Source organism: Peribacillus muralis (genome assembly GCF_001439925.1).
Taxonomy (GTDB): domain Bacteria; phylum Bacillota; class Bacilli; order Bacillales; family DSM-1321; genus Peribacillus; species Peribacillus muralis.
In genome coordinates this window covers 116714-128886 of the sequence record NZ_LMBV01000010.1, presented here as the reverse complement: position 1 = coordinate 128886, position 12173 = coordinate 116714, and the positions used below count along the sequence as shown (strand labels likewise).

12 protein-coding genes are annotated in these 12173 nt (G+C 41.9%); 11 read left to right on the top strand and 1 reads right to left on the bottom strand.

The annotated features are described in order from the left end of the window. Window positions 1-309 precede the first annotated feature (309 nt). Complete coding sequence (yyaC, locus tag ASU00_RS14250) at window positions 310-945, bottom strand: spore protease YyaC (RefSeq protein WP_057914133.1); 636 nt, start codon at window positions 943-945, stop codon at window positions 310-312. A 368-nt stretch (window positions 946-1313) separates the two neighbouring features. Between yyaC and ASU00_RS14240 the strand changes: the two genes are divergently transcribed. The 11 genes from ASU00_RS14240 to ASU00_RS14190 all read left to right on the top strand — a co-directional run bounded on the left by ASU00_RS14240 (window position 1314) and on the right by ASU00_RS14190 (window position 11968). Further along, complete coding sequence (locus tag ASU00_RS14240; RefSeq protein ID WP_057914131.1) at window positions 1314-2150, top strand: mechanosensitive ion channel family protein; 837 nt, start codon at window positions 1314-1316, stop codon at window positions 2148-2150. Between the two features lie 21 nt (window positions 2151-2171). Then, a complete protein-coding gene (locus ASU00_RS14235) occupies window positions 2172-2369 on the top strand; it encodes a DUF951 domain-containing protein (protein WP_057914158.1) in 198 nt (65 codons plus the stop codon). Between the two features lie 167 nt (window positions 2370-2536). After that, window positions 2537-3637, top strand: coding sequence for a redox-regulated ATPase YchF (gene ychF, locus ASU00_RS14230; protein WP_057914130.1), 1101 nt, complete (start codon window positions 2537-2539; stop codon window positions 3635-3637). A 183-nt stretch (window positions 3638-3820) separates the two neighbouring features. Next, on the top strand, window positions 3821-4105 hold the full coding sequence (rpsF, locus tag ASU00_RS14225; RefSeq protein ID WP_034316153.1) for a 30S ribosomal protein S6: 285 nt from the start codon (window positions 3821-3823) through the stop codon (window positions 4103-4105). 68 nt (window positions 4106-4173) lie between these two features. Beyond that, entirely contained in the window at window positions 4174-4701 is a 528-nt protein-coding gene (gene ssb / locus ASU00_RS14220) for a single-stranded DNA-binding protein (RefSeq protein WP_057914129.1), read from the top strand. 47 nt (window positions 4702-4748) lie between these two features. Beyond that, a complete protein-coding gene (gene rpsR / locus ASU00_RS14215) occupies window positions 4749-4988 on the top strand; it encodes a 30S ribosomal protein S18 (protein WP_053348323.1) in 240 nt (79 codons plus the stop codon). A gap of 489 nt (window positions 4989-5477) precedes the next feature. Then, on the top strand, window positions 5478-6419 hold the full coding sequence (locus ASU00_RS14210; RefSeq protein ID WP_057914128.1) for a YybS family protein: 942 nt from the start codon (window positions 5478-5480) through the stop codon (window positions 6417-6419). A gap of 44 nt (window positions 6420-6463) precedes the next feature. Next, entirely contained in the window at window positions 6464-8434 is a 1971-nt protein-coding gene (locus ASU00_RS14205; protein WP_057914127.1) for a DHH family phosphoesterase, read from the top strand. Beyond that, window positions 8431-8880, top strand: coding sequence for a 50S ribosomal protein L9 (gene rplI / locus ASU00_RS14200; RefSeq protein WP_057914126.1), 450 nt, complete (start codon window positions 8431-8433; stop codon window positions 8878-8880). The genes ASU00_RS14205 and rplI overlap by 4 nt, the downstream gene beginning before the upstream one ends. A 144-nt stretch (window positions 8881-9024) precedes the next feature. Further along, the gene (gene dnaB / locus ASU00_RS14195) at window positions 9025-10389 is read left to right on the top strand and encodes a replicative DNA helicase (protein WP_057914125.1); all 1365 of its coding nucleotides are present in this window, start codon (window positions 9025-9027) and stop codon (window positions 10387-10389) included. Between the two features lie 286 nt (window positions 10390-10675). Beyond that, window positions 10676-11968 carry an adenylosuccinate synthase gene (locus tag ASU00_RS14190; protein ID WP_057914124.1) on the top strand — a complete coding sequence of 431 codons (1293 nt, stop codon included), beginning with the start codon at window positions 10676-10678 and terminating at the stop codon, window positions 11966-11968. The last annotated feature ends 205 nt before the right edge of the window (window positions 11969-12173 follow it).

The window sequence follows — 12173 nt, the reverse complement described above, 5'->3', positions numbered from 1 at the left end:
AATCAGCTTGTAGGTGGAAGAAGGCTTATGAGAAAAATGGGTTAATCGGACTTACAGATACAAGGAAAAAAGATGACCCCTATTCAATATAGGAATCATCTTCAAGTAGAGTAACCTCTTTTTTTATAAGTGTCTTTGACATGGGAGCCAGTTTAAATGATCCCTTCCTTCTTTTTTTGTGGGTTGTACCATTTAAACCTATATTCCCGCTGCAGGCTCCATTCCATTCAAAGGATCTTTCATTTTTAAGTATTGAAACTTGAGCTGATAAGTGAGAGAACGATTGGGTGCAGCGGGAGCTTCTTTCATTTAAAGGGTTTTTTCTTGCTTCACTGTCCATGTGAATGGAGTGATGGCAGGTTTTACTTGATAAAGGTTTTGCGCCTCAGCAATTCCTTCGGCAATGGTTTTAGCCATTTTCAGCACAAGGTTGAGGCGGGTGTTTTGCAGAACCATGAATTCCATGAATCCACTAACATTCACGATTCCGGTAATATGGGCATTACCAACGGAAGGAAGCTCTTTATTGACTCCAGCACCGGGTTTCACGGGGCCTTGCCCGATTTGAACGATGCCAACGCTTTTCAATTTACCTAGGCAAGCATCGATGCCGATCATAAAGGGATTGGTATGAACCTGATTAATCTCATTTAATTTTTCCTGTAGATTCATCGCATGTATCGGTTCGTCCAGAGTACCATACACATGGAAAGGAGATGAGCCGTTTTCCGTTTTCTCGCTTAGCAGAGTGCCGACAAGTGGTCCGAGTGAATCGCCGGTTGAACGGTCCGTACCGATGCAGACAATGACGATGGGCTGAAGCCTCCCAGTTGGCAAAAGACTGATCAATTCTTGGGCAATTTGTTTGGATGCATCCGCATCTTCATGCAGGATGCGACTTAATCTATTTTTATTAGTGTGAAATAGACTAGAATTCAGATTCATCGACTCAGCTCCTTTGTTTCATTTTGTATTACAGTATACGGATAAAAAGGGAAAAATATACGGTGTTTAGTGTGATCGTTGAGGGCATATTTTGTAGAGTGTGCAAAAAGGCAAAGCGGAGTTGGACAAATGTTTGCTTCCTTTCTACCAATTGCTTTCCATATGTTCTCGTACTTCATCATCTGGAGAATTACGTTTATTTCTTTTACCTCTATACCCATATATTTTTTATACAGAAACCCAAATTTCTTGTTAAAATAGAGAAAACTTCTCTTAATCATGATTAGTTTACTGCAAGAGGGGTAGAGGAAATACGTTCATAGAAGAAAATCAGTTTTGCAGCATTATGCAATAGGTAGGAGGAAATCATGAACCGCATGTATGATAACGTTACAAACGAATTGTTGAATGAAAAGATATGGTTGTTGATGGGCGAGGGCATTATTAAAATCTTCCTTGTTCTGCTCTTATCGCGTATTATTATTACAATAGGAAAGACTCTTTTAAATAAATTTTTTAAAGCACGTTCTAGAAGTCCGATTCGGGTTTCGGAGCGTAGGGAAACAACACTCATAAAGTTGCTGGAAAATATCATTACCTACGTGATCAATTTCATTGCCTTGATGATGATCCTTGAAATTTTTGGTCTTCACGTAATGCCATTACTCGCTGGTGCGGGAGTCATCGGTTTGGCTATCGGGTTTGGTGCCCAAAGTTTGGTCAAGGATATCATCACAGGATTTTTCGTCATCTTTGAAGATCAATTTTCGGTCGGTGATTATATTAAAATCAATACCTATGAGGGAGAAGTCATTGAAATCGGTCTTCGTACAACGAAAATGAAAAGTAATGCTGGGGAATTGCACTTCATCCCTAACGGCAGCATTATCCAAGTTACCAATTATTCGATTTTGAACAGCAAGGCTGTAGTTGATGTGACAATCAACAATGACGGATCGATCGAGCGTGTCGAAAGGGTTCTGATAGACCTTTTAAACAGCATGGAAGGCCAATACGATGCCTTGGTTAAAGCTCCTGAATTTTTGGGGATCGAAACAATAAATCCTGATCAAGTCGTCCTTCGGGTTACAGCGGAAACAAAACCGCTGCAGAATGTCGAATTCAGCAGGATTTTGAGAAAAGAAATAAGTGCTGCCCTTGATTTAATCGGCGTTAAATCTACTTACAGTGGCAGCGAGTCGTAGAAATTAGGGGGCTCAATGGTCATGGAGGAAAAAGAATTTGCGCTAAACGATATCGTGGAAATGAAAAAACCACATCCGTGCGGTGTGAATAAGTGGAAAATCATTCGCCTAGGTATGGATATCCGCATAAAATGTGAAGGCTGCGGGCATAGCGTAATGCTGGCACGACGTGAATTCGCAAAGAAAATGAAAAAAGTCCTGGAAAAGCATGAGAAGTAATCATGCTTTTTTCTTTGTAAGAAAGTAGTCCCCCCATCTCCATGATTTACTTGTCTTTTTAAGAAGCGAAATCTATAATTGGGAAAGGTTTAGGTAATTGGGTGGTCGTTAGAGAAGATCAATCCTTTTTCCATATGTACGAACTATCATGAAGGAGTGAAATATAAATGGCTTTAACAGCTGGTATTGTCGGTTTGCCGAACGTAGGGAAATCCACTTTATTTAATGCAATTACTCAGGCAGGTGCTGAATCTGCGAACTACCCTTTCTGTACGATCGATCCGAATGTCGGGATTGTGGAAGTACCAGATCACCGTTTACAAAAATTGACGGATTTGGTTCAACCGAAAAAAACGGTTCCGACAGCATTTGAATTCACGGATATCGCCGGGATTGTAAAAGGAGCGAGTAAAGGAGAAGGTCTTGGTAATAAATTCCTTTCTCATATCCGTCAGGTCGATGCAATCTGTCAGGTTGTCCGTTGTTTTGCTGATGATAATATTACCCATGTTTCAGGGAAAGTGAATCCTATCGATGATATCGAAGTCATCAATCTTGAATTGATTCTTGCCGATTTGGAATCGGTTGATAAACGCATCGACCGTGTCGGAAAAATGGCCAAGCAAAAAGATAAGGGCGCATTGGCTGAACACGAAATCCTGGTCTCTTTGAAAGCGGCATTGGAAGCAGAAAAACCTGCCCGTTCCGTTGAGTTCACTGAAGAACAGCAAAAAATCGTCAAAGGCATGCATTTGCTTACTGCGAAGCCGACGCTTTATGTAGCGAATGTTAGCGAAGATGAAGTGGCTAATGCTGACGATAACGAATATGTGCAACAAGTGCGTGATTATGCTGCGAACGAAAACGCGGAAGTAATCGTGATTTGTGCCAAAATCGAAGAAGAAATTGCCGAGCTTGAAGGTGAAGAAAAGGAAATGTTCTTATCTGAACTTGGTATCGAGGAGTCAGGTCTTGACCAATTGATCCGTGCTTCTTATAACTTGCTCGGATTGGCCACATACTTTACCGCTGGTGTTCAGGAAGTGCGTGCTTGGACATTCCGTAAAGGCATGAAGGCCCCTCAATGTGCGGGCGTCATTCACACGGATTTCGAACGTGGCTTCATTCGTGCTGAAACTGTTTCTTATACCGATTTGCTTGAAGCGGGCAGTCATGGTGCTGCAAAAGAAGCTGGAAAAGTTCGTTTGGAAGGAAAAGAATACATCGTTAACGATGGCGATGTCATCCATTTCCGTTTTAACGTATAAGAATGAATGGCCCTGCAGTTTCATATGCAGGGTCTTTTCTTCACTCCATTTCAATTAATTGTAATAAGTCGAAGCGTTCGTTGCAAAGATTCCTTAACTATGCTATAATTTCATCTTGTGAGTAATTATAAATAATTGCTCCTTGCCCAATAGGGCCGCTTAGACCAAAAGGAGGTGACAGTGATGAGAAAATACGAAATTATGTATATCATCCGTCCAAACATTGAGGAAGAAGCTAAAAAAGCTTTAGTTGAACGTTTCAACACAATCCTTTCTGATAATGGTGCGGAAGTAGAAGCAAAAGAATGGGGTAAACGCCGTCTTGCATACGAAATCAATGATTTCCGTGATGGTTACTACATGCTTCTTAAAGTTAACGCTGAAAGTGCTGCGATCCAAGAATTCGATCGTCTTGCTAAAATCAGTGAAGACATTATTCGCCACATGGCTACTAGAGAAGAAGTTTAATTCGATATTCATATAAATTCTAATCTTGTTTCACACGAAACAAGCTTGAAACCTAGGGGTTGATTCTGATGATGAATCGCGTAGTTTTGGTAGGACGCTTAACTAAAGATCCTGAATTACGATATACACCTAATGGAGTTCCCGTAGCAACCTTTACTTTAGCTGTTAATCGTGGTTTTACGAATCAGCAAGGTGAACGTGAAGCGGATTTCATTAACTGTGTAGTTTGGCGTAAACCGGCAGAAAATGTAGCTAACTTCTTGAAAAAGGGCAGTTTGGCTGGCGTGGATGGACGTGTCCAAACACGTAATTATGAAGGACAAGACGGCAAACGCGTATATGTGACGGAGATTCTGGCTGAGAGCGTTCAGTTCCTTGAACCACGAAGCAGTTCAGCGGGTGAAAGAAATGAAGGCGGTTCTTACGGTGGCGGTCAAAAAAGTTATGGTAACAATAACGGAAATGACAACAACTCGTATGGACAAAATCCTAATCAGAATCAACGGAGCAATAACAACTACACTCGTGTAGATGATGATCCATTTGCAAATGACGGTAAGACCATCGACATTTCAGATGACGATCTTCCATTTTAAGCAGCCGTTTAAAATGAAAATTCAAAATGCAGGGAGGGAAAATTATTATGGCAATGGGTGGACGTAAAGGACGCGGTAAGCGTAAAAAGGTTTGTTATTTCACATCAAACGGAATCACTAAAATTGATTACAAAGATACAGATCTTCTAAAAAAATTCGTCTCAGAACGCGGTAAAATCTTACCACGTCGTGTAACTGGCACAAGCGCTAAATATCAACGTAAATTAACGATTGCTATTAAACGCTCACGTACTATGGCATTACTTCCATACGTATCTGGTGAATAATTGGATAGTATTAAAAGCACAGTGAAATTAAATTTTACTGTGCTTTTTTGTGTTCATTTTTTAATGAAATAAGCTTTATGTGATTTAATTAATACTTATGCAGTTCTTTACTAGTTCGATTACCCTTAGAATTATATATATGTTATCTGACACTCAGTAATTCACCTCTTTTAAGGGGAATCCATTATATTACGAATTAGGGTCGTTCACGCCGCCCCTCTGCAAAGCGAGCAATGGAGACGTTGGTGATTAGCAGCAAAGTATGCTAAAACAGCCTTACAAAAAAGGATAATTATTAATCTTACATATTGATTTATAATATGTTTTTAAGTAAAAAGAAATCCAATTGTCCTTTATTGAAAATGAAGTTTTCCAAGGGAATGCTATTCATATTTTGAAAAAAGGATGTCATGTTTGAAATATCTTGGCCGTAACGGATACAATATAAAGATGAACTTAAGACCATAATGCAGGGGGTGAAAAAAATAGATGAATAGCGGAAGACGAATTGCGGAGGGCGGAGCCCTTCTGGCACTATATTGCATGTTACTGTTCATCACCATCCATGTTCCGATAATAGGTACCATTACGCTTTTCTTTTTACCAACTCCTTTCATATTGTTCGCAATAAAGCAAAAACTTTCGTGGAGCCTAGGATATTTATTCATCGCTTCACTATTGACGCTCCTTATCGGATCGGTATTATCCATTCCAATGACCTTGCTTATGGGAGCAACGGGAATTGTAATCGGTCTTTGCTTGAAAAAGGATAAATCGATGGCAACAGCGTTCATAAGTGCAGTTCTTGTGTTCCTGATGGGAACAATCATACTATATGCAGCCTCCGTATTGTTAACGGATGTAAATTACATAGAAAAAGCGTTGAACATGATTAAGGCATCTGCCGAGACTCAGGTTAACATCATGGGTTCTTTTGAGCAGGCACAGACAGAACAGTTCAAAACACAGTTGTATCAGGCAATCGATTTGTTTTACACTTTAATGCCAAGTCTGTTCGTCTTGATGTCAGTCTTGATGGTATTGGTCATTTTCCTCGCTGCACATCCCATCTTGAAGAGATTCAGCGAAAAACCGTTAAAATGGCCTCATTTTCGAGATCTGCGACTTCCGAAAAGTCTTTTATGGTATTATTTAATTACGATGCTTCTTGCCCTTTTTGTGAATACGGACAAAAACGGCTTTGTATATATGGCGATAACGAACTTATTTTTCATCCTGCAGTTCTTCATATTATTGCAAGGATACTCCCTGATTTTTTATATCGCTCATGTGAAGTCATGGGCCAAGGCCATTCCCGTTATAATCGTGGTTGTTTCCTTGTTGTTACCGCTTCCGATTATCAAGACGGTCATTCGTTTTTTAGGTATAATAGATTTAGGCTTTCCTTTTAGGGAGAACGTAAAGAAATAGGGGTAAGCCTTTTTGTAAAACAGATGCTTTTAGGAGCTGAAACTATGACATCTTATTTGAAAAAATACTCGATTAAGTCCCCTTTGTATGGGATGCTGGCCGCAGGTGTGCTACTTTTGGGCATCCTGGCTTATTATAACTGGATTATTGCCCTTTTTGGACTGTTGATTCTTGCTGGTTTATTTTATTTAACATTAAGAATGGTCGAAAAAAAACAACGCAAGACAGAAGAATATATAACGACTTTATCTTACCGATTAAAGAAGGTCGGCGAGGAAGCGTTATTGGAAATGCCAATTGGGATCATGCTCTTCAATGAAGAGTATTACATCGAATGGACCAATCCTTTTCTTGCCTCCTGTTTTAGTGAGGATTCATTGGCAGGGAGGTCTCTGTATGATGTCGCAGACTCGATCGTCCCGTTAATTAAACAAGAAATCGAGACAGAAACGCTTACGCTCCACGATCGGAAATTCAAAGTGGTCCATAAGCGTGAGGAAAGACTGCTTTACTTTTTTGATGTGACGGAGCAAGTGGAAATCGAGAAACTATATGAAGATGAGCGGACGGCAATAGCGATCATCCTCCTCGATAATTATGATGATTTGACACAGGGTATGGACGATCAGCGTAAAAGCAGCATTAATAGCCTGGTCACTTCGCTTCTCGATAAATGGGCAAGGGATAATGGCGTTTTCTTTAAAAGGGTCTCCTCGGAGAGATTCATCGCAGTTTTTAATGAACACATCCTGCAGCAATTGGAAAAGGGAAAATTTTCGATCCTGGATGAAATTAGGGAAACGACGGCCAAGCAAAACGTACCATTGACCTTGAGCATAGGGGTCGGCTCTGCCGTATCATCCCTGCCTGAATTAGGTACGCTTGCACAGTCCAGCCTAGATCTTGCCCTTGGAAGGGGCGGTGACCAGGTTGCAATAAAACAGGCGAATGGAAAAGTAAAATTCTATGGCGGGAAGACCAACCCGATGGAAAAACGCACAAGGGTCCGGGCGCGTGTGATTTCCCATGCACTAAAGGATATTGTCCTTGATAGTGATAAGGTTATCGTCATGGGCCATAAAAACCCGGATATGGACGCAATCGGTTCAGCGATCGGGATCTTGAAGGTTGCCCAAATGAATGAACGTGAAGGATATATTGTCATTAACACCCAACAGCTTGATAGCAGTGTGCTTCGTTTAATGGCAGAAATTAAGAATAAAGAAGATCTGTATGCCCGGTTTATAACGCCTGATGAAGCATTTGAGATGGTCACGGATGAGACATTGCTGGTCGTGGTCGATACACATAAGCCTTCGATGGTGATTGAAGAGCGGTTATTGAATCGGATCGACAAGGTTGTCGTCATTGACCATCATCGACGCGGTGAAGAGTTCATCAAGAACTCATTGCTCGTCTATATGGAGCCATATGCTTCTTCAACAGCTGAGCTAGTAACGGAGCTGCTTGAATATCAGCCGAAACGCTCAAAGATCGACATGCTGGAATCGACCGCGCTTCTTGCCGGTATCATTGTCGATACGAAAAGCTTCACATTAAGAACTGGCTCACGCACCTTTGATGCAGCTTCTTATTTAAGGGCGCATGGTGCCGATACGGTGCTCGTCCAGAAGTTCTTGAAGGAAGACGTGGACACGTATATTAAACGGTCGAAGCTCATTGAAGAAGTGATCTTTTATAAAAAGGGAATTGCGATTGCCTCGGCAAAAACCGACCAGGTCCATAATCAGGTGCTCATTGCTCAGGCTGCCGACACCCTATTGACGATGGATGGCGTCGTTGCTTCCTTCGTCATGGCGAAGCGATCTGATGACACAGTTGGCATTAGTGCGCGTTCCCTAGGGGATATCAATGTCCAGGTAATAATGGAAATGCTGAATGGAGGCGGACACTTAACGAATGCCGCCACTCAGCAGGCGTGCTCGATTGAAGAAGCCGAAGGCCGGTTAAAAGCGGCAATCGATGAATACTTAGAAGGAGGACAAAAAGAATGAAAGTCATATTTCTAAAAGACGTTAAAGGTAAAGGGAAAAAAGGGGAAGTTAAAAATGTTGCGGATGGATATGCACATAATTTCCTGATTAAACAAGGATTGGCCGTTGAAGCAAATAATACAAATGTAAGCGCGTTGGAAGCACAGAAGAATAAAGAACAATCACTTGCTGCCGAAGAGCTGCAGCATGCCGAAGACTTGAAGGTGCAATTGGAGAAATTAACAGTCGAACTTTCTGCTAAAGCTGGTGAGGGCGGGCGTTTATTCGGTTCGATCACGACGAAGCAAATCGCATCAGAGCTTCAGAAAAAACATGGCATCAAGCTTGATAAACGTAAAATGGAACTTGCTGACGGCATCCGTTCTCTAGGACATACGAAGCTGCCTGTCAAGCTTCATCCTGAAGTAACTGCGACACTAACCGTGCATGTTAAAGAAATTAACTAATTTTAGCTGTTTCATATCTGCGAAAAATTGATAAAATAGAGTTAGACGAAAAATGTGATTGGGCATGTAGTCCTTTCACTTTTTTCTTTTGACTAGAAACTTATGAGCAAAAAGGTATCCTCTTAGAATGGGAGGTTTTAAGATATGATAGAACAATTTCAGGATAGAATCCCGCCTCAGAATGTAGAAGCGGAGCAAGCGGTACTAGGTGCCATTTTTCTTGAGCCATCTTCATTGACCGTTACATCGGAAGTTTTGATTCCGGAGGATTTTTACAGAAGCTCTCATCAAAAGATCTTTAATGTGATGCTTAATTTGAATGACGAAGGCAAAGCTGTCGATTTGATAACGGTGACGGAAGAACTGGCTGCGACAAAAAACCTCGAAGAAGTTGGGGGCGTTTCTTATTTAAGCGAATTGGCTGGGTCGGTCCCTACGGCCGCCAATATTGAATATTATGCCCGAATCGTCGAGGAGAAGTCTTTGCTTCGCCGTTTGATCAGGACAGCGACCAACATCGCTCAGGAAGGCTACAGTCGCGAGGACGAGGTCGAGGAGCTGCTCGGGGAAGCAGAAAAAACGATCATGGAAGTGGCCCAGCGTAAAAATTCCGGGTCTTTTCAAAATATTAAAGATGTATTGGTTGCGACGTACGATAACATAGAAATTTTGACTACCAGGAAAGGGGATGTCACGGGAATACCGACAGGGTTTGCTGAACTCGATCGAATGACGGCCGGTTTCCAACGTAACGACCTCATCATAGTCGGTGCCCGTCCCTCTGTAGGTAAAACGGCATTTGCCTTGAATATCGCTCAAAACGTTGCGACCAAAACAGAGGAAAATGTAGCGATTTTCAGTCTTGAAATGGGTGCAGAGCAGCTCGTTATGCGTATGCTCTGTGCCGAAGGAAACATTAACGCCCAGAACTTACGGACAGGTTCCCTGACCGATGAGGATTGGCGCAAGCTTACGATGGCGATGGGCAGCTTGTCCAATGCCGGCATTTATATCGATGATACGCCAGGTGTGAGGATTGGTGAAATTCGTTCGAAATGCCGCCGTTTGAAGCAGGAACATGGCCTTGGCATGATCTTGATCGATTACCTGCAGTTAATTCAAGGCGATGGTCGTTCAGGCGATAATCGTCAGCAGGAGGTATCGGAGATTTCACGTTCACTCAAAGCGCTCGCTCGTGAACTTAAAGTGCCAGTCATCGCCCTTTCCCAGCTATCACGGGGAGTGGAGCAGCGCCAGGATAAGCGCCCGATGATGTCTGATATCCGGGAATCAGGAAGTATCGAGCAGGATGCTGATATCGTGGCATTCTTATATCGTGATGATTATTATGATAAAGAATCGGAGAATAAAAACATCATTGAAATCATCATAGCGAAACAGCGTAATGGTCCGGTAGGAACGGTTTCGCTTGCCTTCGTGAAAGAGTACAATAAATTCGTTAACCTCGAACGGCGTTTCGACGACGATTCGATGTCGCCCGGAGCATAAGGAACAGCCCGTCATCTAAAATATGGCGGGCTTTTTTTATTTCTTGAAAAAGGAGTGCCCTGTGATAATAATAAAAGCAACTGCCGGAAATAATAGGAGATAATCCAATACCAATCAAGCCGGGAAAGCATTCCATTCCCTTTTTTACGAACAAATTATTTATAAAAATGTGTAATGTTCGGATATTGTATTGACTTCCCCTTTGGATTATTGATAAAATAGGTTTGTTTGATAAGAACCGGTTATTGATCGGTATTACGTGAACCTTTGGAGGTGCTTTATTCAGATGTCATCAGTTGTAGTAGTCGGTACACAATGGGGAGACGAAGGTAAAGGTAAAATAACAGATTTTCTATCCCAGAATGCAGAAGCCATCGCTCGTTATCAAGGTGGAAACAATGCAGGACATACAATAAAATTTAACGGTGTTACTTATAAACTGCATTTAATTCCGTCAGGGATTTTTTATAGTGATAAAATTTGTGTCATTGGAAATGGTATGGTGGTCGATCCAAAAGCTCTTGTAGAGGAGCTTGCTTATTTGCATAGCCATGGAGTGAGTACGGATAATCTCCGTATTTCGAACCGTGCCCACGTCATTCTTCCTTATCATATCAAATTGGATGAGGTCGAAGAGGAGCGTAAAGGCGCCAATAAAATTGGAACGACGAAAAAAGGAATCGGCCCTGCTTATATGGATAAAGCAGCTCGTAACGGAATCCGGATGGCAGACCTTTTGGACCGTGAGATTTTTGAGGAAAAACTGTCGCATAACCTTGTCGAAAAAAATCGTATGTTCGAGCGTTTTTATGAGACGGAAGGTTTCAAAATCGAAGACATCATGGATGAGTACTATGAGTACGGACAACAAGTGCAGAAATATGTTTGCGATACTTCGGTTGTATTGAATGATGCACTTGATGAAGGAAAACGAGTATTATTCGAAGGGGCACAAGGAGTCATGCTTGATATCGATCAAGGAACGTACCCATTCGTCACTTCATCCAATCCGGTTGCAGGCGGCGTTACGATCGGTTCAGGCGTAGGTCCTACGAAAATCAACCATGTCGTTGGTGTATGTAAAGCATATACAAGCCGTGTGGGCGATGGTCCTTTCCCGACGGAATTGCATGATGAAATCGGTAACCAAATCCGAGAAGTCGGCCGTGAATATGGTACAACTACAGGCAGGCCGCGCCGTGTTGGCTGGTTTGATGCTGTTGTCGTTCGCCATGCACGCCGTGTCAGCGGGATTACCGATCTTTCATTGAACTCGATTGACGTGTTATCAGGACTTGATACGGTCAAAATTTGTGTTGCTTATGAATACCAAGGAAAAGTGATTCATGAGGTGCCAGCGACATTGAAAGCAACTGGCGAATGTAAACCAGTTTACGAAGAGCTTCCAGGCTGGTCTGAAGATATCACAGGCTGCAAATCATTGGATGAACTACCGGGTAATGCTCGTCACTATGTTGAGCGTGTATCACAATTGGTGGGAATTCCTTTGACGACTTTCTCTGTCGGTCCTGACCGTAACCAAACAAATATCGTGAGAAGCCCTTGGCGTCTAGCGTAATTTTTCATGAACAAGGAGCTGGCTTTTTTGCCGGCTCTTCTTCATGATTACGAGGGTCTGACTTGAAGACGAAGAAGGAAAAAATAAAAAATATTTTTATTTTAAAAAAACTATTGCCTAAATGATATTATTCATGATATTATCATAAGCGTCGTCACAATAATACGACGAAGCAACATGCATTACACAGTGACATTTCATTAGT